8 protein-coding genes are annotated in these 21,884 nt (G+C 75.6%); 4 read left to right on the plus strand and 4 right to left on the minus strand.

The window, feature by feature from the left end; genetic code table 11:
- Positions 1-25: 25 nt before the first annotated feature.
- Positions 26-547, minus strand: a complete 522-nt coding sequence (locus BJ983_RS14040; protein ID WP_179794341.1) for a hypothetical protein — start codon at positions 545-547, stop codon at positions 26-28.
- 301 nt (positions 548-848) lie between these two features.
- On the opposite strand from BJ983_RS14040, the gene BJ983_RS14045 reads away from it, so the two are divergent.
- Complete coding sequence (locus tag BJ983_RS14045; RefSeq protein WP_179794342.1) at positions 849-2,078, plus strand: helix-turn-helix domain-containing protein; 1,230 nt, start codon at positions 849-851, stop codon at positions 2,076-2,078.
- 11 nt (positions 2,079-2,089) lie between these two features.
- Complete coding sequence (locus tag BJ983_RS14050; protein WP_179794343.1) at positions 2,090-2,791, plus strand: hypothetical protein; 702 nt, start codon at positions 2,090-2,092, stop codon at positions 2,789-2,791.
- Positions 2,792-2,794: 3 nt separating this feature from the next.
- Here BJ983_RS14050 and BJ983_RS14055 read toward each other — a convergent pair whose 3' ends face one another.
- On the minus strand, positions 2,795-3,196 hold the full coding sequence (locus BJ983_RS14055; RefSeq protein WP_218890272.1) for a hypothetical protein: 402 nt from the start codon (positions 3,194-3,196) through the stop codon (positions 2,795-2,797).
- Between the two features lie 371 nt (positions 3,197-3,567).
- Between BJ983_RS14055 and BJ983_RS14060 the strand changes: the two genes are divergently transcribed.
- Positions 3,568-4,923 carry a lysine N(6)-hydroxylase/L-ornithine N(5)-oxygenase family protein gene (locus BJ983_RS14060; protein WP_179794345.1) on the plus strand — a complete coding sequence of 452 codons (1,356 nt, stop codon included), beginning with the start codon at positions 3,568-3,570 and terminating at the stop codon, positions 4,921-4,923.
- On the plus strand, positions 4,920-18,281 hold the full coding sequence (locus tag BJ983_RS14065) for a non-ribosomal peptide synthetase (RefSeq protein WP_179794346.1): 13,362 nt from the start codon (positions 4,920-4,922) through the stop codon (positions 18,279-18,281). Before BJ983_RS14060 ends, BJ983_RS14065 begins: the two co-directional genes overlap by 4 nt.
- A 185-nt stretch (positions 18,282-18,466) precedes the next feature.
- Here the strand turns inward: BJ983_RS14065 and BJ983_RS14070 are convergent, their stop codons facing one another.
- On the minus strand, positions 18,467-20,158 hold the full coding sequence (locus BJ983_RS14070; RefSeq protein ID WP_179794347.1) for an ABC transporter ATP-binding protein: 1,692 nt from the start codon (positions 20,156-20,158) through the stop codon (positions 18,467-18,469).
- Positions 20,155-21,882, minus strand: coding sequence for an ABC transporter transmembrane domain-containing protein (locus tag BJ983_RS14075; protein ID WP_179794348.1), 1,728 nt, complete (start codon positions 21,880-21,882; stop codon positions 20,155-20,157). Before BJ983_RS14075 ends, BJ983_RS14070 begins: the two co-directional genes overlap by 4 nt.
- Positions 21,883-21,884 lie beyond the last annotated feature (2 nt).

Genomic DNA, 21,884 nt, shown 5'->3' on the forward strand with positions numbered 1-21,884 from the left:
GTCCGGTGTCAGCGGCGCGCCACGCTCAGGTCCGCCGGCCCAGCGCCCGGCGCACCAGGACGATCTCGGCGACCGACGGGCTGCCGGGACGTCGCTCGACGTGCACGTCGTCGACGAAGCAGAGTTCGGCCAGGCGGTGGCGACGGTCCGCGAGGTGACGGAACTCGACCCCGACCGGTAGCCAGAGCCGGACCACCACGCCGCGCGAGCGGGCCGCGCTGCGCAGCACGTGCGGCACGCGGCCCCTCGGGTCGGTGATGCGGAGCGCCAGCAGCGCGGCCCGGAGCCGACGCTCCAGGACCAGGCGCCACGCCTGGTCCACGACGAGATCGCGCACCTCGGGCACGCTGGTGCTCGCCAGGACGACGGCGGTCACCACGGCCACGTCCTCCAGGGAGCCGGTGGCGAGCCACACGCCGGCCGGGATGCTCGCGGCCGCCGCGGCGAGGCCGGCAACGGTGCGGTGCCGCAGGGCGACCCACCACGGCGCCGAGGACTCCCGGGGGTGCGGGCGGTCTTCCCAGTCGCCCGGGTCCGGGCGCTTCACGGCGCACCCCGCGGTGCGGTGGAGGTGAGAGCATCGATCCGGTGCGACATGCCGGCCCCCCAAGGCTCGTGCAGCGATGTCAGTTCATGGTGAACATTGGCACCTACTCTGTCACCTACTTTGTTCCCTACCTTTTGATAACGCTACCTACCGTGCCGAAGCTGCCACTTCGGCCGGCAGCTGCCCGCCACACAGGGGGAAATCGGCCCCCGTCCGGCCTCAAGTCCCCCACTTCACCGGCCGATGTCACTAAGGTGCGCGGCGTGATCGGTTCAGCGGCCTACCTGAGGTAGGTGACATCGTGACGCGGGGTGGCCCGGAGCTGGCCGAGGAGTTCGCGCGCGCGCTGCGGCGGCTCCGTCTCGCCTCCGGCATGACCCAGCAGGCCGTGGCGGATGCGTTGTCCGTCCGACGCCCCACCTTCACGCAGTGGGAGAGCGGTCGATATCTGCCGTCCGAGCGCAACATCGCCGCCCTCGACGACCTGCTGCGGTCCGACGGCGAGCTCGCTCGCGTCGTCGACCCTCAGCCGTCCACGGTCGCTGCCACGCCGGAACCGACGACGCCGTCGGCGTACGAGGTCTTCCGACGGGTCGGTCGCACTCTCGTCGACGAGATGGCCCGGGACGACGACGGCCACCCCGTGGGGTGGCGTCGGGACTTCGGGCAGCGGCCGGCGAGTCCGCTCAGCACCGCGACCGGAATCCGCCTGCTCACCATCGTCGACACCCCCTTCGTCGACCTCGGGCGGCTGGGCAGGTCGCTCGCCGCGATGGAGGACAGCAGCGGCGGCTGGGGCGCCCGGGGCTTCCGCGGTCGCCCCGAGGTGACGGCACTGGTGATGGACGCGCTCGCACGGATCGGGGGACCCCTGGACCTCGATCGTCTCGTCCCGATCCTCGACCGACAGACGACGGCGCGGTCATTGGGGCAGGTCCACGTGACCTCCGAGGTCCTCCGGAGCCTCGCCCCGCTGCGGACGGACGCCGACCTGACGAAACGAGCGGTGCACGCGCTGCTGGGCACACGCCTGGAGAACGGGGCCTGGCCGGAGAAGCGAGCCACCCGGTCCGGCATCACCCCGCAGTCCTCACCCGCCCACACCGCTCGGGCCGTCATCGCGCTCCGGACCTACTGCGACTGCGGCGGCGAGGAGGAGGCCACCGAGGTCGGAAGTGCGCTCGACGAGGCCACGACCTGGCTCGCCGGCCAACAGGACTTCTACTACCCGGTCCGCGAGAACCTCGAGCCGTCGCCCGAGGACCCCGAGTACGGGGACCTCGAGATCCGGCACTTCACCGGCGCCCTGGTCGCCCAGGCACTGCTCCGTCACCGCCCCACGAGCCGTACCGCCATCGACGCCGCCGTCGATGCGACGTGGCAGCACTACTGGCGCGCCGCGGGCCTGTGGGCCTGGCCCAACGGCGACACCCCGATCTGGATGCAGCACGAGGGCGTGCTCGCGATCCTGTTGCTCCTGCAGCGCCGGCACCACGCTCCCCCTGCCGAGCCGGCCATCCCACTCCGTTGACGCGAGGATCGATGACCTCTCCGCACTCCCTCACCGCGGCCCCCGTTCTCCGCGGTGCCGTCGCCGCGCGACCTGACGACCTCGACGAACTCGCCGCGCGGGTCACGGACGTGGCGGGGAACCCGTCGTTCGCCGTCCTGCTCGCGAACCTTCCGTACTCACCCGGGGCGCTCGCGGAGATCGCGGCCCGCTCGTACTGGCACAGCAACGGCTTCGCGAAGATCGTCCTGGCCACGGACGACGACGGCGAGGACGGCGGCAAGCTCCGACTGCACGTCTGGCCCGAGGCGCTGGACGACGCACCACGGGGAGAGAGCGACCCGCACGGACACCGCTGGGACTTCGCCTCCACCGTGCTCGTCGGGAAGGGGTTCGACGTCGTCGAGTACCAGCTCGTCGAGCAGGGCGGTGACCTCTACGGCGGGTACGAGTACGACCCCCGGACCGGCCTGCGCGGCGGGATCGAGGTCCAGCTGCAGGCGGGTCCGTCCCTGCTGCGCCCGGTCGGTGACGTCTACCGATGCCCGACCGACGTGCTGCACACCGTCGAGCCTCGCGGCCGTGGGGTCGCCGCGACCCTCGTTCTCCAGGGCCCGGTCGTCCACGACTCGACGTGGGTCTACCGGCGCGAGCCGCTGCGCTACGGGCGTCCGCGCGCGCTGCGTCCGGACGAGGTGGCGCGCCTGGTCACCCTCGTCCTGAACCGCCTCTGAGGATCACTCCGGCCTGCGGTGCCGGCCACCCGCCTCGCGCACCGGGTGCGGCGTGCGCACGGGCTGACGCGCCGCGGGCGCCGGTGGGAGCGCGAGCATCTCGACGGGCGCCGCGAGCGCCTTCTGCGCCGCCGGCGTCGGCATCCCGGCGCGCAGCAGGCGCACGAGCACCTCGTACCACTGCATCAGGACCGCCCACGGCGTCGGACCGGCCGGCCGGGCCTCGCGCCGACGACGGGTGACCGCCTCGCGGCACGGGCGGCAGACGTGGGCGCCCGTGGCCCCGAGCGGCGCCGGGTCGACCACGACCCCGCACAGGCTCATGGGGGGCGTCCCGGTGCGGTTCGTCTGCTCGAGCTCGGTCGCCATCACCGCGTGCTCGGTCCGGTCGGTGCAGGACGTCATCGACAGCGGACGGTCACCGGGCACGGGCGGCGGCCACGCTCCCCATGCGCCGGGCGGTCGACCCTCGACCGCTGGACGCGCCTCACGGACCTTTCGGCGCGCCTCGATCGTCATGAGTCCATTCTGGGGCCACGACCCGCGACCCGTCGGACGGACCGTGCCGCCCGTAGGGGTGAACTTCGGGCGACCGGGAGACGACCTCCCGCCACCCGACCGGTCGCGCGGGGAGATCGACACTGCTCCGACCGCGCGGTCTGCCGACCGTCACCAATCGGACACCACGCGTGATCCGTCCGACGATGGACCGACGTCCGTCTGACAGGTTAGCCTCGCCTAACTCGACGCCCGAGTCCCTCGTCGGAAGGACCCTGATGTCTGCTGTCCCGCAGCACCCCGCCGGCCGGGAGGCCGTGCTCGACGTCGTCGGGGTCGGGTTCGGGCCCTCCAACCTCGCGCTCGCGATCGCTCTCGCCGAGTACGGCGACACGCACCCGGGGCCGCCGCTCTCCGGCCACTTCCTCGAGCGGCAGGAGCGCTTCGGCTGGCACCGCGGGATGCTGCTCGAGGACGCGACGATGCAGGTCAGCTACCTCAAGGACCTCGCCACGCTGCGCAACCCGCGCAGCGGCTTCTCCTTCGTGTCCTACCTCTACGACCGTGGTCGGCTCGTCGACTTCATCAACTACGGCAGCTCCTACCCCACGCGCGAGGAGTTCCACGACTACCTCGAGTGGGCGGCGGACCGGGTCCCGGCGGACGTCGTGGACTACGGCACCGAGGTCACCGCGCTGCGCCTCGTCCCCGGGCCGGACGGACCCGAGGACCTCGTCGAGGTCGACGTCGAGGGCCCGCAGGGCAAGCGCACCCTCACCGCCCGCAACGTCGTCCTCGGCACCGGACTCGTCCCGCACGTCCCGGAGGGCACGCCCCTCGGCGACCGCGTCTGGCACTCGAAGGACCTGCTGCACCGGCTGCCCGAGATCGACCGCGAGCCCCGGCGGCTCGCGGTCGTCGGTGCCGGGCAGAGCGCGGCGGAGGTCGTGGGCCATCTCCACCGCCGCTTCCCCGGGGCCGAGGTGTCGGCGATCTTCGCCCGCTACGGCTTCAGCCCGGCCGACGACAGCTCCTTCGCCAACCGCATCTTCGACCCGGACGCCGTCGACGACTTCTACGACGCGCCCGCCGAGGTCAAGGAGCGCATCCTCGGCTACCACGGCAACACCAACTACTCGGTGGTCGACGGCGAGCTCATCACCGCGCTCTACCGGCAGCACTACAAGGAGCGCGTCGCGGGCCGCGAGCGGCTGAAGTTCCACAACGCGTCCGAGGTGGCCGAGGTCCGCCCGCGGGGCGACCGCACGGACGTCGTCGTCGAGTCGCTGATCGACGGCCGCCGGACCACCGTCGAGGCCGACCTCGTCGTCTACTGCACGGGATACCGCTGCGCCGACCCGCTCGCGATGCTCGGCGCCGCGGCCGACGGCTGGCCGCGTGACGACCTGGGCCGGGCCCTGTTCCACCGGGACTACAGCGTGGTCACCCCGCCGTCGGTGACCGCGGGGTTCTTCGCCCCGGGGGCCACCGAGCACACCCACGGCCTCACCTCGTCGCTGCTCTCCAACGTCGCGGTGCGCGCCGGGGAGATGGTGGCCGCCATGGTCGCCGCCCGCGACGCGGGCCACCGCGTCCCGGTCACCCGCCCGGCCGTCGCCGCCGTCGGCCGATGACGGTCACCGGCCGGCCCACGACCACCACGCTGCGCACCTGGCCCGACCGGTTCGCCGAACAGGTCGGCCGCCGCGGCGACGCCCTCGCCGTCGTGCACGCCGACGAACGGCTGACCTACCGGGAGCTCGCCGACCGGGCCGCGCGTCTCGCCCACGTCCTGCGCGAGCGGGGCGCCGGGCCCGAGCGGCTCGTGGCGATCGCGCTCCCCCGCGGCGCCGACCTCGTCGTCGCGCAGGTCGCGGTGCTGTGCGCGGGAGCGGCCTACGTCCCGCTCGACGTCGACCAGCCCGCAGCCCGGGTGGCGGCCGTCCTCGCCGATGCCCGACCCGCCGTCGTCGTGACCAGCCGTCGTCAGGACCCGGGCAGCCCGGACGCCCTGTACCTCGAGGACGTCGACCTCGACCGGGGCCCGCAGGCCCCGCTCGACCCCGGCATCACCGCCGCGCACGCCGCGTACGTGATCCACACGTCGGGCTCGACCGGGCGCCCCAAGGGCGTCGTCGTCACGCACGCGGGGGTCGACGGCCTGCTCGCGACGCAGACGGAGCGGTTCGGCATCGGTCCCGACGACGGGGTGCTCGCCTTCGCGTCCCCGAGCTTCGACGTCGCCTTCTGGGACCTGTGCCTCGCGCTGCTCTCCGGCGGACGGCTCGTCGTCGTGCCGAGCGAGCTGCGGACGCCGACGCGCGAGCTCGCGGACTACGCGTGGGCGCACGACGTCACGTTCATGATCCTGCCGCCGGTGCTGCTCGCGGCCATGCCCTCCGACGTCGACCTGCCACCGGCCACCCTGCTCGCGGGCACCGAACGGGTGTCGCCGGAGCTGGTCGCCCGCTGGGGACGCGGCCGGCGGATGTTCAACGCCTACGGCCCCACCGAGGCCACCGTGAACTCCACGCTCGGCGAGGTCGACCCCGACACCACGGCCGCCAGCGTCCCCATCGGCATCGCCGACCCGCTGACCACGGCGCACGTCCTCGGGCCGGACCTGCACCCCGTTCCCGACGGCGGGTCGGGCGAGCTCTACCTCGGGGGTCCCGGCCTGGCGCGCGGCTACCTCGGGCGCCCGGACCTGACCGCCGAGCGGTTCGTCGCCGACCCCTTCGGCGCGCCCGGCGACCGGCTCTACCGCACGGGCGACCTCGTGCGCACCGAGAACGGCGTCCTCGACTTCCGGGGGCGCACCGACGACCAGGTGCAGATCCGCGGGTTCCGCGTGGAGCCCGGCGAGGTCGAGTCGGCGCTGCGCGCCCGACCCGAGGTGGCCCAGGCGGCCGTGGTCGTCCGCGACGAACGGCTCGTCGCCTACGTCGTGCCGTCGCTGGACGACACGGCGGACGTGGCGGAGTGGGAGGAGCTGCACGAGCTGCTCTACTCCGCGGCCGACGCCGACGCGACGTTCGACGACGGGTTCGCCGGCTGGAACTCGACCTACGACGGCTCCGCCATCCCGCGCGAGCACATGCGCGCCTGGCGCGATGCGACCGTCGAGGCGATCCGCGCGGCGGCACCCGAGGCGCGCCGCGTGCTGGAGGTGGGGGTCGGGTCCGGGCTGCTGCTGACCGAGATCGCCCCGCACGTCGAGGCGTTCGTCGGGATCGACCTGTCCGCCGCGGGCATCGAGGGCCTCCGACGACGGGTCGCGCCGCTCCCCTGGGCCTCGCACGTCACGCTCGAGGCGCGCCCGGCGCACGAGGTGGGCAGCCTGCCCGGGCCGTTCGACCTCGTCGTCGTGAACTCGGTGGCGCAGTACTTCCCGGACGAGACCTACCTCCGGGACGTCGTCGCACAGGCGGCGTCGCTGCTGACCGACGACGGCGTGCTCTTCCTCGGCGACCTGCGGCACGCGGGGCTGCTGCGTCCGTTGCGCAGCGGCGTCGCCCGGGCCCAGGGCCTGACCGGCGCGGACGCGGCGCGGGCGGTCGAGGCCGGGGTCGCGTGGGAGCCGGAACTGCTCGTCGACCCGGACCTCGTCTGCGCGGTCGGCGCGTCCCTCGGGCTCGCCGTGGACGTGACGGTCGAGCGTGCGCAGGTGCACGACGAGCTCTCCCGGTACCGGTTCCACGCGGTGCTGCGTCGTGGTCCGGCACCCGCGTCGGACGTCCCGGCGCGGCCGTGGACCGGCCGCGTCCCCGACGAGCGGCCCGTGCGCGTGAACGGCATCCCGAACGCGCGGCTGGCCCCGGACGTGGAGATCACCGGCGGGGTCGACCCCGAGGAGCTGTTCGCGCAGGGAGCGGTCGGCGTCGCCCCCGACCCCGACGACCCGACGTGCCTGGTCGCCCTGTTCGGCGCCGGCGGGCCGGTCTACCTGCCCGCCGGTCCCGGGAGCGCGACCCGGCCGGCCCCGTTCCGCGACGTCGCGCAGGTGACGAGCGCCCTGCGGGCCGCACTGCGGAAGGAGCTGCCCGCGCACCTGGTGCCGTCCGGGATCGTGGCGGTCCCGTCGTTGCCGATGCGGTCGTCGGGCAAGCTCGACGTCGACGCGCTGCCGCTGCCCGACCCGGCCGCCGAGGTCGGCGGGGTGGCGCCCCGCTCCCCCCGCGAGGAGATGCTCGCGGCGCTGGTGGGCGAGGTGCTCGGGGTGCCGGGCGTCGGGGCGGAGGACGACTTCTTCGCGATCGGCGGCGACTCCATCGTCTCGATCGCGCTGGTGGTCCGCGCCCGCGCCGCGGGACTGGAGATCACGCCGCGACAGATCTTCACGGAGCGGACCGTGGCCGGGCTGGCCGCCGTGGCCGTCGCGTCCGACGAGGTGGAGGTGCCGGACGGGCCGCTCGTGTCGGGCCCGGCGGGAGACGCAGCGGAGCGGAGCTCGACCCTTCCGTCGGGTGCCGCCGACGTCTGGCCGGCGTCGCCGTTGCAGGAGGGGTTCTTCTTCCACGCGGCGGTGTCGGACGTCTACGTGGTGACCGAGGTCGTGCGGTTGCGCGGGGCGGTCTCCTCCGCCCACGTCCGGGCGGGCCTGCAGGCGGCGCTGGACCGGCACCCCCAGCTGCGGGCCGGGTTCGTGCAGCGCGAGGACGGGCGCGTGGTGCAGGTGATCGCCGACGCCGTGGAGCTGCCGTGGCGGGAGGTGGACCTGCGGACCGCCGGCGGACCCGTCGACACGGAGATCGCCCGGGAGCGGGCGACCCGGTTCGACCTCGCGGCACCGCCCCTGCTGCGCGCGGCGCTGCTGCGGACCGCCGACGACGAGGCGCGACTCGTCCTGACCTTCGAGCACCTGGTCCTCGACGGGTGGTCGGTCGCGCTGCTGGTCCGCGAGGTCCTGGCAGGTACCGGCGTCGACGACACCGCACTCATGCGTCGGCGTTTCGCCGCCCTCGAGGTGTCCCGGGACGACGACGGGGCGGTGTCGGCCTGGCGCGCGGCGCTCGCGGACCTCGACGGTCCGACCCTGCTGGTCGACGCCCTGCCGCCGGCCGACCCCACCCCACGTGACAGAAAAGCGTCGTTGCTTGCGTCCAGTGACAGCAACGCCACATCGTCAGCCGGCGCGCATCGCGCGGACGACGATGTGGATTCCCTGGCGTCCAGTGCACGCAACGACGCTTTCCTGCCACCGGCGGAGGGGACACCACCCCACCGGCAGATCCGCCACGAGCTGGACGCCACCACGACCCGACGCCTCACCCGGGCGGCCCGGCAGCGCGGCCTGACGTTCGGCACGCTCCTGCACGGGGCGTGGGGGCTGACCGTCGGGGCGCTGACCGGGAGCCGGGACCTCGTCGTCGGGAGCACCGTCTCCGGGCGCGACGCGGGGCTGGACGGGATCGGCGAGGCCGTCGGCCTGTTCATCAACACGATCCCGGTGCGCGTGACGTGGGCGCCGGGCGACACCGCGGCCGCCGTCCTGGGCCGGCTCCAGGAGCGGCGGACGGATCTGCTGGACCACTCCGACGTCCCCCTCGGCGCCCTGCAGCGCGCCCTCGGGCACGGCGAGCTGTTCGACTCGCTCGTCGTCGTCGAGAACTACCCGCCGTCGGGCAGCACCGGGGACGTCGCGGTCGAGGGCGTCGACGTGGTCGACGCCGTGCACTACCCGCTCGCCCTCATCGCGGCGACCGGCGAGCACACCACGCTGACCCTCAAGCACGACGCCGCCCGGGTGTCGGCGGCCGCGGCCGACCTCGTCCTGGGACAGCTCGCGCGCACCCTCGACGCGCTGGCCGCCGACCTCGACGTCACCGTCGCGGCCCTCCCGTCCGGTGTCGAGCCCGTGCAGGACACCGACCACCCGGTCGACGCGCGCACCCTCGGGCAGCGCATCGCCACGCAGGTCGCGGCCACCCCGCACGCCACCGCCGTGATCGACGCCGACGGCACGACCCTCACCTACGCCGAGCTCGACGCCCGGGCCGCGGGCCTCGCGCAGCGACTGCCACACGACCGCGACAGCACCGGCGACACCGTCGGCGTCGCGGTCCCCCGCAGCGCCGACCTCGTCGTCGCGCTCGTCGGCGTCCTGCGCGCGGGCGCGGCGTACCTGCCGCTCGACCCGGACCTGCCCGAGCAGCGCCTCGCCGGGATGATCGCGGACGCGGGCGTCACCACCGTCGTCACCACGGCCGGGACCCCGACCCCGGAGGGCGTCCGGCGGGTCGAGATCGACGACACGACCGGCGACGCCCCCTGGCCCGACACCGACCACGACGCGGCCGCCTACGTCCTGTTCACCTCCGGCTCGACCGGCCGCCCCAAGGGTGTCGTCGTCAGCCACCGGGCCATCGACAACCGCCTCGCCTGGATGGACGCGACGTACGGTCTCGGGCCGGCCGACCGCGTGCTGCAGAAGACGCCGACCAGCTTCGACGTGAGCGTCTGGGAGTTCTTCTGGCCGCTGTCGGTCGGGGCGGCGATCGTCCTCGCCCGCCCCGGCGGCCACCGCGACCCCGGGCACCTCGCCGACCTCGTCGCGCGCCACGCGGTCACGACGATGCACTTCGTCCCGTCGATGCTCGCGGGGTTCCTCGCCGACCCCGCCGTCACCGCGGACGCCTCGTGGGCCACGAGTCTGCGTCACGTGTTCGCCTCCGGCGAGGCCCTCCCGGCCGGCGACGCCCACCGCTGGCACGAGCTCACCGGCACCGCGATCCACAACCTCTACGGCCCCACCGAGGCCGCCGTGGACGTCACCGCCCACACCGTCGTGCCGGGCGAGACCCACGTGCCGATCGGCGCGCCGGTCTGGAACACCCGCGTGCACGTCCTCGACCCCGCGCTCCGTCCGGTCCCGGACGGTGTGCCCGGCGAGCTCTACCTCGCCGGCGTGCAGCTCGCGCAGGGCTACATCGGGCGGCCCAGACTCACGGCCGACCGCTTCGTCGCGGGCCCGGGCGGCGAGCGGTGGTACCGCACCGGCGACGTGGTCCGGCGCCACGACGGCGAGCTGGTGTACCTCGGCCGCGCCGACGGTCAGGTCAAGCTCCGCGGGCAGCGCCTCGAGCTCGGTGAGGTCCAGGCGGCCCTCGCGGCCGTCGACGGGGTCCGACGCGCCGCCGCGATCGTGCGCACCGACGGCCCCTCCCCCGCGCTCGTCGGGTACGTGGTGGGTCCCGACGACGGGGCCGCGGTCCGATCCGCCGTCGCGGGCTCGCTCCCCGAGGCGATGGTGCCGAGCGCCGTCGTCGTGCTCGACGACCTCCCGCTGACCCCGAGCGGGAAGCTCGACCGGGCCGCGCTGCCCGCCCCGACCGCGACCCGCAGCGTCGCCCGCGAACCTGCCACCGACGCGGAACGGACCCTCGTCGCGGTGTTCGCCGAGGTGCTCGACACCGACGACGTCGGCCCGGACGACGACTTCCTCGCCCTCGGCGGCGACTCGATCTCCTCGATCGGCGTCGCGAGCCGGGCCCGCCGCGCCGGCGTCGACGTCGGCCCCGCCGAGGTGCTGCGGGGCCGGACCCCGGCCGGCATCGCGGCCCTCGCGGGCGACGGCCGGGCGGTGCACCGGCACGAGCTGGTCGCCCCCGTGGCCCCCGAGGACGTCCGCGCGCCGTACGAGGTCGCCGAGGTCTGGCCGCTCTCGCCGCTGCAGGAGGGCCTGTACTTCCACGCGACGATGGACGCCGGGGCCGACGTCTACGGCATCCAGGAGACGATCGACCTCGACCACCGGGTCGACGTCGCCGACCTCCGCCGTGCCGTCGCGACCCTCCTCGACCGGCACGACGCCCTGCGGGCCGCGTTCACCGACGCCGGTCTCGACCAGCCGGTCCAGGCCGTCGCCGCGCACCTCGACCCGCCCGTCTCCGAGGTCGACGCCCCGAACGTCACCGACGTCGACCGGATCACCGCCGAGGACCGCGAGCGACGCTTCGACCTCGCGGCCCCGCCGTTGTTCCGGGTCCTGCTCGTCCACGGCCCGGACGCCGACCGCATCCTGCTCTCCCGGCACCTGCTGCTCTGGGACGGCTGGTCGGCCTGGATCGTCCTCACCGAGCTCCTCGACGCCCTGCACGGCGGGGAGCCCGACCCCGTGTCCCTGCCCGACACCGGCTCCTACCGGGACCACCTCGCGTGGCTCGGCGCCCAGGACGACGACGCGGCGACCGACGCGTGGCGGACCGCGCTGGCCGGGCTCGAGGAACCGACGCTGGTCGACCCGCCGTCCCCGCAGCCGTTGCGCGAGGACGAGCTCGAGCTCCCGGCCGACGTCACCGACGCCGTCCGGGCCCTGGCGCGGGACCGCGGGGTCACCCCGAACACCGTGCTGTCGACGGTGTGGGGGCTCGTCCTCGGCGTCGCCACCGGCCGCACCGACGTCGTCTTCGGCACCACGGTCGCGGGCCGCCCCGACGCCGTGCCGCACGTCGAGTCCACCGTCGGGCTCTTCCTGACGACGGCGCCCGCGCGGCTCACGCTGCGCGCGGACGAGCCGGTCGGGGCCCTCGTCGAGCGGGTGCAGACCGAGCGGCTGTCGCTCGCGGCGCACGAGTGGGTCGGGCTCGGCGCGATCCAGCGCTGCTCTACGCACCCGACCCTGTTCGACACCCTCTTCGTCTACCGGCCCGAGGGCGGCGAGGAGCGCATCGCCGAGTTCTCGGCCCGGCACGGCGTCACCGCCCTGCGCAACGCGGACGCGACGCACTACCCGCTGACCTTCGTCGTCACCCCGGGCACCCGCATGCGCCTGATGCTCGGGCACACCCTCGGCGACGCCGGGGCCCGGTGGCTGGACCGCTTCGCCCACCTGCTGCGTCAGGTGCTGGCCGACCCGTCCGCGTCGGCCGCCGCCCTCGACCCGCTGCTGCCCGACGAGCACGCGGCCGTGGCGGCGACCCGCGACGGCAGCACCGTCGACGTCGGGAACGCCACCGTCGCCGACCTGCTCGCCGAGCGTGCCGCCCTGGTGCCGGACGACCTCGCCGTCGTGAGTGAGGCGACCATCCGCCCCTCCGGCCCGCGCCAGGGGTCCCCCCACGCCGATGAGTCGGCCTCCCGCCGGGCGACCCGCCTGACCTACCGCGAGCTGGACGAGGCGGTCGACCGCACCGCCCGGCTGCTGCGTTCGCGCGGCGCCGGGCCGGAGACGGTCGTGGCGCTCGCCGTCCCGCGCAGCGCGGAGACCGTGATCGCGCTGTTCGCGGTGCTGCGCGCGGGCGCGGCGTACCTGCCGCTGGAGCTCGACCACCCGGCCGAACGTCTCGTGGAGACGATGCGCGACGCGCGCCCCGTCGTCCTGCTGACGGTGTCCGCGGTGGCACCGACGCTGGCCGACGCCGACGTGCCCGCGCTGGTGATCGACGACCCCGACGTCCTCACCGAGCGCGCGGCGCTGCCCACCGGGCCGCTCGAGGACGTCGACGGCTTCGCCCGCGACGACCCCGCCCGGCTCGACCGGCCCGCGTACGTCATCTACACGTCGGGCTCGACCGGGAGGCCGAAGGGCGTCGTCACGCCCTACCGGGGCCTGACCGGGATGCAGCTCAACCACCGCACCGAGATCTTCGAGCCGGTGATCGCGGCGGCGGGGGGCCGGCGGCTGCGGATCGCGCACACCGTGTCGTTCGCCTTCGACATGTCGTGGGAGGAGCTGCTCTGGCTGGTCGAGGGCCACGAGGTGCACGTCCTCGACGAGGAGCTGCGCCGCGACGCGACGCGGCTCGTGGAGCACGCGCGCACCGAGCACGTCGACGTCGTCAACGTGACGCCGACGTACGCGGAGGCGCTGCTGGAGGAGGGCCTGCTGGCAGACCGCCCCATGCCGCTGGTTCTGCTCGGCGGCGAGGCGGTGTCGGACACGCTGTGGACCGCGCTGCGCGAGGCCGACGGCGTCCTCGGCTACAACCTCTACGGCCCCACCGAGTACACGATCAACACGTTGGGCGCGGGGACCGCCGACTCGACCACGCCCGCCGTCGGGAAACCCATCGTCAACACGCGGGCGCACGTGCTGGACCCGTGGCTCCGTCCGGTCCCGGACGGTGTGCCCGGGGAGCTCTACATCGCCGGCGACGGCCTGGCGCGGGGCTACCTCGACCGCTTCGGACTGACCGCGGAGCGGTTCGTCGCCGACGCCGACGGTGGGCGGATGTACCGCACCGGCGACCTCGTCCGGCGACGCCCCGACGGCATCCTCGACTACCTCGGGCGGACCGACGACCAGGTCAAGATCCGGGGCCACCGGGTGGAGCCGGGTGAGGTCGCGGCGGCGGTGTCGACGCTGGTCGGGGTGCATCGGGCCGCCGTCGTCGCCGACCGGCGGGGACCGGGCGGGGCACGTCTGGTCGCCTATGTCGTGGGCCGGACCGACGGTGTGCGCGACGAGCTCCGCACCCGGCTGCCCGACCACCTCGTGCCGGCCGCCGTCGTGGCGGTCGACGACCTCCCGCTGACGGTCAACGGCAAGCTCGACGTCGGGGCGCTCCCCGCGCCGGGCCTCGCGTCCCCGGGCAGCGGCCGGCCGCCGGCCGGACCGGTCGAGGAGACGGTGTGCGGACTCTTCGCCGACGTGCTGGGCCTGGAGCGGGTCGGGCCCGACGACGCGTTCTTCGACCTCGGCGGGCACTCGCTGCTCGCGACGCGGCTGCTCTCCCGGGCCCGGACGGCGCTGGCCGCCGACCTGACGTTGCGGGACCTCTTCGACGCGCCGACGCCCGCCGGCCTCGCGGCCCTCGCGGGTGCGGGCACGGGCTCGGTACGGCCGGAACTCGTCCACCGCGAGGTCGACGGCCCCGTGCCGCTCTCCCCCGCCCAGCAGCGGCTGTGGATGCTCGCCCAGCTCGACGGGGCGGGCGCGGCCTACCACTACCCCCTGGTGGTGCGGCTGACCGGCGAGCTCGACACGGACGCGCTCGAGGCGGCGCTGACCGACGTCGTCGCCCGCCACGCGCCGTTGCGGACCGTGGTGTCCGGGGAGGAGCAGCGGATCCTCGAGCGGCCGACCGTCCGCCTCGCGAGGGCGACCGGGGATGTGGCGGAGCGGGTCGACGCCGAGGTCGCCCGTCCCTTCGCCCTGGACCGCGAGCTGCCGGTGCGGGCGCTGCTGATCGCCGACGGCTCCGACCACGACGGGCACGTGCTCGTCCTGACGCTGCACCACATCGCCACCGACGAGTGGTCGGACCGCCCGTTCGCCGACGACCTCGCCACCGCCTACGCGGCCCGGCGGGCCGGGCGCGCGCCCGAGTTCGAGCCGCTGCCGGTCGACTACACCGACTACACGCGCTGGCAGGCCGACCTGCTCGACGCGGTGGGGGCCGACCAGCTCGCGTTCTGGGCCCGCACGCTCGACGGTGCGCCCGAGGAGTTGGTGCTGCCGACCGACCGGCCCCGTCCGGCCCGGCCGACCTTCACCGGCGGCACGGTGACCCTCCCGCTCGACCCCGAGATCAGCGCGGGTCTGCGAACCCTCGCCGCCGACCGCGGCGCGAGCACCTTCATGGTGCTGCAGGCCGCCGTGGCGACGCTGCTCTCGCGGGTCGGGGCGGGCGTGGACCTGCCCCTGGGCGCGCCGGTCGCGGGGCGGGACGACCCCCGGCTCGACGACCTCGTCGGGTTCTTCGTCAACACGGTGGTCCTGCGGACCGACCTCTCCGGCGCGCCCGGGTTCGCCGAGCTCGTCGACCGGGTCCGGGAGACCGACCTCGCCGCGTTCGCGCACGCCGACGTGCCGTTCGAGGCGGTCGTGGCGCACCTCGACCCGTCGCGCACCGCCGCGCGCACCCCGCTGTTCCAGGTGATGGTCGGCCACCACGTGCGCTCCGGGGCGCCGCTCGCCCTCGAAGGGGTCGAGGCGGCCGAGGTCGACGTCGCGCACCGCACGGCGATGTTCGACCTGGTGTTCAGCTTCGCCGAGCACGACGGCGAGCTGACCCTGCACCTCGAGTACGCCGCCGACCTGTTCGACGCGGAGTCCGCCCGGCAGCTGGCGGCCCGGTTCGCGGTGGTGGCCCGGACGGTGGTCGGGTCGCCGGACAGCCCGGTCGACGACCTCGACGTGCTGCTCGCCGGCGAGCGGGAGGCCCTCGCCCGCTTCGGCGGTTCCGCCGCGGCGCGTGCCGTCGAGGAGGAGACGCTGACGGCCGCCTTCGCACGGTGGGTGGCGACGACGCCGGACGCGGTCGCGGTGGCCGACGTCGACCGGGAACTCTCCTACGCCGAGCTCGACCGGCTCGCCGCGGGCATCGCCTCGGTGCTGACCGACGTCGCCCCGGGGGACGTCGTCGGCGTCGCGGTCCCGCGGTCGGTCACGATGGTCGCGACGGTGCTCGCCGTGCTCCGTCGCGGCGCCGCCTGGCTGCCGCTCGACCTCGCCCACCCGGCCGACCGCCTGGAGCACATGATCGTCGACTCGGGCGCGGCGCTCGTCGTCGCGACCCGGGAGACCGAGCCCGCCCTCCCCGACGTCGGGAAGTGCCTGGTCCTGCCGGACGTCCTTCCCGACGCCGGGCCGGGGCCGGTCGCGCTGCCGCTCGCGGCGACCGCGTACGTGATCTACACGTCCGGGTCGACGGGGCGCCCCAAGGGCGTCGCCGTGCCGCACGAGGGCGTCGCGTCGCTCGCGGCGACCGCGGTGGACCGGATGGGGGTGACGGCGGGCTCGCGGGTGCTGCAGTTCGCGTCGGTCGGCTTCGACGTCGCGGCGCTCGAACTGACCATGGGGCTGACCCTCGGCGCGCGCCTCGTGGTGCTGCCGGACGAGGCCCGGGTCGCCGGGCCGGTACTGACGACGTTCCTGCGGGAGCACCGGATCAGCCACGCGATCCTGCCGCCGTCGCTGGTGGCGGCCCTGCCCGACGACGCCACGATCCCCGACGGGACCACCGTCCTCGTCGGGACCGAGACCGTGCCCCCCGCCGTCGTCGCGCGGTGGGCGGAACGCCTCGACCTGTTCGTGGCCTACGGACTCACCGAGGCGACCGTGAACTCGACGTTGTGGCGGGCCCGGCCCGACCACGTCGGGCCGCTGCCGATCGGCGAGCCGGACCCGAACACCGTGGTCCGCATCCTCGACGGGCGGCTGCGGCCGGTGCCGCCGGGCGTGGCGGGCGACCTCTACGTCGGGGGCCGCGGCCTCGCCCACGGCTACCTCGGGAAGTCCGCGCTGACGGCAGGTCGGTTCGTCGCCGCTCCGGACGGCGCGCGGCTCTACCGGACCGGCGACCGCGCGCGGTGGCGGGCGGACGGCGACGTCGACTTCCTCGGACGCGACGACGACCAGGTCAAGGTCCGCGGCGTGCGCATCGAGCCGGGCGAGGTGGCGGCCGCGCTGGCCGACCACCCCGAGGTGCGGCAGGCCGTCGTCGTGGCCGACCGCGACGGGGACCTGACCCGCCTGGTCGGCTACGTGACGCCGGAGTCCTCCCCCGTCGCTTCGCTCGCCCCTGCTGGGGCGCCGGATCCGGCCGCCGTCCGCGAGCACGCCGCGGCGCGGTTGCCGGAACACATGGTGCCGTCGCTGGTGCTCGTGGTGTCCGAGATCCCGCTGACCCCGAACGGCAAGCTCGACCGCCGCGCCCTCCCGGCGCCGGACTGGTCGGCGCTGGTCGGCGGCGAGGCACCGACGTCCGCCCTGGAGTCGCAGCTGGCCGCGCTCGTGGCCGACACGCTGCGGCTCGACGCCGTCGGGGTCACCGACGACTTCTTCGCCCTGGGCGGCCACTCGATGGCGGCGATGCGGCTGCTGTCGGCGATCCGCGTCGAGCTGGACGCGGAGCTCGCGGTGCGCGACGTGTTCGAGGCGCCGACCGTGCGGGCCCTGGCCGCCCGCGTGGCCGACGCCCCGCGGGCGCGGCCGGCGTTGGTCGCCACGGGTGCGGCGCCGACCGTGGCGCCGGCGCAGCGCTGGCGGCTCGCGCGGGGGCTGACGCCCGCGCCGGACCACGTGCTCCGGCTGGCCGGACCGTTCTCCTCCGACGTGCTCGCCGCGGCACTGGACGACGTGGTCGCGCGGCACGAGGTCCTGTCGTGGAGCTATCCCGACGGTTCTCCCGAGCCGGTCGACGTGCCGCTGCGGCGGTCGTCGTCGTCCGCCGCGGAGCTCGCGCGGGTGCCGTTCGACCTCGCCGTCGAGCCGGCGTTCCGGGCGCACCTTCTCGACGACGGGTCACTGCTGCTCGTGCTGGGCTACCTCGCGGTGGACGAGTGGTCGGTCGTGCCGTTGCTGCGGGACCTGGCGACCGCGGTGTCCGCGCGGTCGTCGGGGTCGGCACCGTCGTTCGCGCCGCTGCCGGTGACGTACGCGGACCACGCGCGGTGGGCGGCGTCGCTGCCCGGTGCGTCGTCGGTCCCGCCCGGGCTGGCGGGGGCGCCGACCTCCGTGTTCGGGCCGTCGGACGACGCGGCGGCCGTGACCGACGTGGTGACGGTCGACGCCGAGGTCCGTCGCGGGCTGGACACGCTGGCCCGCCGGCACGGGGCCTCGCTGCTCATGGTGCTGCAGACGGGGCTGGCCCGGACGCTGGGCGGGCTGGGCCACGGTCCCGACCTGCCGCTGGCCGCGCTGACGGCGGGGCGCACGGATGCGGCGCTGGACGGGCTCGTCGGCGGGATCGCGGACCTCGTGGTGCTGCGGACCTCGACGGAGGCGTCGCTGGACGAGGTGCGCCGTGCCGACCTGGCGGCGTTCGCCCACGTGGGGACGCCGTTCCTGGTGACGGCGGAGGCGACCGGGCTGTGGCGGCCGCCCGTGGTACTGGTGCAGCACGAGGAGCCGTCGCTGGAGCGCGAGACCTCGGTGCTCGGCGAGCTGTCGGCCGTGCCGACCGGGTCCTCCGACGCCGACCTCGTGGTGTCGTTCGCCGAGTCGGCGCCCGGCTCCGCGCTGACGCTGGAGGTCACCCGCCGCGTGGCGTCGGTGCCGCCGGAGGTGGCGGACCGGCTGGTGGCGGCGCTGGCGGAGCTGGTCTGACCCGCTCGTCCCGTGGCAGCGGAGCGTCGTTGCTGTCGTCCCGTGGCAGCAACGACGCTTCGCTGTCATGTGGGGTCGGGATACCCGGCGAGCTGCACCCCGCGGGGTCGGCCGCCGACGGTGTGGCTTTCCTGTCACTGGACGACAGCAGTGACGCATTGCTGTCACCGAGAGGCGACCCGGCGTCAGGCCTGCTGGGTCGACCAGAGCCGGGCGTAGCGCCCCCCGGCAGCGAGCAGTTCGTCGTGCGTGCCGGACTCCACGATCCGGCCGGCGTCCATGACGACGATCCGGTCGGCCGTCGCGGCCTGCACCAGACGGTGGGCGACCACGATCCCGGTGCGGCCGGCGAGCACCCGGTCGGCCGCGTCGTCGAGGGCCCGCGCGCCGGAGCTCCCCGCCTCGGCCGTCGCCTCGTCGAGCACCGCGACCGGCGGGTCGGCGAGGAGCAGGCGGGCGAGCGCCAGCTGCTGGGCCTGCGCGCCGGTCAGCCCGTGTCCGCCGGCCCCGACGACGGTGTCGATCCCGTCCGGCAGCGCGGCCACCCACCCCGCGGCGCCCACGGCCTCGAGGGCGGCCTCCAGGTCCGACGACGACGCGGACGGGGCGGCGAGGCGGAGGTCGTCGGCGAGGGTCCCGGCGAAGACGTGGACCTCCTGGGTCACGAGCCCGACCCGGCCCGCGTGCACCGAGCCCGCCGTCGGGACGTGGACCCCCGCGACGAGCCCGGCGAGCGTCGTCTTGCCGGCCCCGCTCGCCCCGACGAGGGCCACGCGGGAGCCCGCCGGGACCTCCAGGTCGACGTCGGAGAGCACCTCGTGGCCGGCGACGTAGGCGTGGTGCACGCCGCGGACCGCGACCGTCCCGTCCTCCCCCGGCGGCCGTTCCGGGGCCGGCTCGAGGTCCGCCACCCCGACCACGCGGGCCAGCGAGGCACCCGCGGACTGCACGGTGTCGAGCAGGAAGAGCGTCTCGTTGATCGGCGTGAACAGCGCGACGAAGTAGAGCGCCGCGGCGCTGGCGGTGCCGACCGACGCCGCGTCGATCGAGACCAGCCACGTCCCCGTCGCGAGCACCGCGGCGATCCCGAGGAACTCGGCGAGGTTGAGCCGCCCGAAGAACCCGGTCTGCAGCCGGACCACCCGCAGGGCGAGCGCCACGACGTCGGCGGCACGCGAGGACACCCGGTCGCGGTGGTCGTCGTGGAGCACGAGGGAGCGCACCGTGCCGATCCCGCCGACGGTGTCGAGCAGCTGCTGCTGCTGCGCTCCGCCCACCTGGCGCTGCTCGGCGTAGAGCGGGGTCGAGCGCCGCAGGTACCAGCGCGCCGTGAGCGCCTGGACCGGGAGCGCGACGAGCGCGGCGATGAGGAAGCGCCAGTCCAGGGCGGCGAGCCCGACGAGGGTCGCGAGGATCACCAACCCGCCCCGCGCCACGTTCGGCACCGCCTCACGCACGGCGTCGCCGACCAGGGAGAGGTCGGAGGTCACGCGGCTGGTGAGGTCACCGGCGCCGGCCTCCTCCACCCGCGCGAGCGGCAGCGACAGCGCCCGGGCGACGAAGCGCTCCCGCAGGTCGGCGAGCAGGCCCTCCCCGGCCCGCGCCACGAGCGCGCCGCCGAGCACCGCGAGCGCGCCCTGCGCGAGGGCGGCCGCGACGAGTCCGAGCACGGGGGCGGTGACGGCGTCCGGCCCGCGGCGCTGCACGACGACGTCCACGACCAGGCCGAGCAGCGGCGCGACCGCCATGCTCGCCCCGGCGCTCGCGAGCAGGGCCAGCAGACCGCCGAGCACCACGCCCCGCCGCTCGCGCAACAGACCGACGAGCACGACACGGATGCGCGCCGCCGGGGCGACCGGCAGCAGGGTCCGGCTCATCCGAGGGCTCCGCGGTAGGTGGGGTCGGCGAGGAGCGTCGCGTGCGTCCCGCCGGCGGCGACCCGGCCGTCGACGACGTGCACGACGCGGTCGGTGGCGGCCAGCAGGGCGGGGCGGGTCGCGACGACGAGCGTGGTCCGGCCCGCGCGCAGGGCCGCGACGCCCGCCGCGATCCGGGCCTCGGTGACGGCGTCGACCGCGGTGGTCGGGTCGTGCAGGACGAGCACGGGCGGGTCGGCCGCGAGCGCCCGGGCGAGCGCGAGCCGCTGGCGCTGGCCGCCCGAGAGCGAGCGGCCCTGCTCGGACACGGCGCTGTCGAGCCCGTCGGGCAGCACCTCGGCGACCTGGTCGGCGTGCGCGGCGGCGAGGGCCGGGGCGACGTCGCCGGCGGCCGCGGCGCCGACCGTCTCGGCGACGGTGCCGGAGAACAGGACGGCGTCGTGGGCGGCGACCAGCACCCGTCGTCGGGAAACGGCGGGGGCGAGGGTGGCCACGTCGGTGCCGTCGAGGGTCACGACGGCGGGCGTCGAGGTCTCGCGGGCCAGGGTGCGGACGATCGCGGCGGCGTCCGCGGGGTCGGCGCACACCACCCCGACGTGGGCGCCCGGCTCGAGCTCGAGGTCGACACCGGACAGCAGGCCGCGGGCGCTGAGCTCGCCCTTGCCGAGTTCGTGAGGGGAGGATTCGAGCGCTCTTGTGGGATGAGGGTTCCCCTCACGCGCAACGTCGACCGCATACGGCGCGGACAGCACGTCGGCGATCCGCCGCGACGACGCCCGGCCCTGCGCGAGCCGGCCGTTGACCCACCCGAGGATCTGCAGGGGCGTCACGAGGAACTGGGCCAGGCCGACGGCGGCGACCAGCTCCCCCACCGAGATCACGCCGGAGGCCGCCAGCCGACCGCCGACGAGCGCCACGAGGGCGAGGAAGAGGCCGTTCGCGGCGAGCACCGCGCCCTGGTAGAGCGCCTGGGCGCGGGTGGCGCCGAGGGTCGCGGCCAGCGCGGCCCGGGAGGCACCGACGTAGCGGGTGACCGCCGCGGGCTGGGCCCGGAGCCCGCCGAGGACGCGGAAGCCCTCGACGAGGTCGGCCGCGACGCCCGACGCGCGGGCCGCGGCCTCCTGCTCCGGGCCGGAGCGGCGCTCCAGCGGGCGGCCGAGGTAGTGCACGGCGGCGAGCAGCAGCGGCGTGCCGACGAGGACGAGCACGCCGAGGACCGGCGACGAGGTCAGCAGCACGGTGGCGGCGACCGCCATCGCGGCCAGCGCGGCGATCCCGAGCGGCAGGGCGAAGGCGACGACGCCCACCCGCTTCGCGTCGTTCACGGCCACCGAGGTGAGCTCGCCGGGCAGGCGCCCGGTCTCGGCGCCGCCGCGCGGGTCGAGGACCCGCTCGGCGACCTGCAGCCGCAGGGACTGGTCGGTGGTGACGTCGGCGTACCAGGAGCGGCGGGCGCCCCAGCGGTAGCAGAAGGACAGGACGAGGAAGTCGAGCCCGAGGAGGGCGAGCCACCCGACGAGGGCGCCCGGGTCGCCGGTGGCGACGGCGCGGTCGATGACTACGCCGACGAGCACCGGGACGAGGGCCTCCCCCGCCTGGTGACCGCAGAACAGGACGGTCGCGGCGGCGATCGGTCCGCGGCGCGCACGGAGTGCGCCGCCCAGGACGGAACGAACGGCACTCTCGGGCGCATCAACGCTACGAGAGTGCCGTTCGTTCGTCATGA

This window comes from Actinomycetospora corticicola, from assembly GCF_013409505.1.
Taxonomy (GTDB): domain Bacteria; phylum Actinomycetota; class Actinomycetes; order Mycobacteriales; family Pseudonocardiaceae; genus Actinomycetospora; species Actinomycetospora corticicola.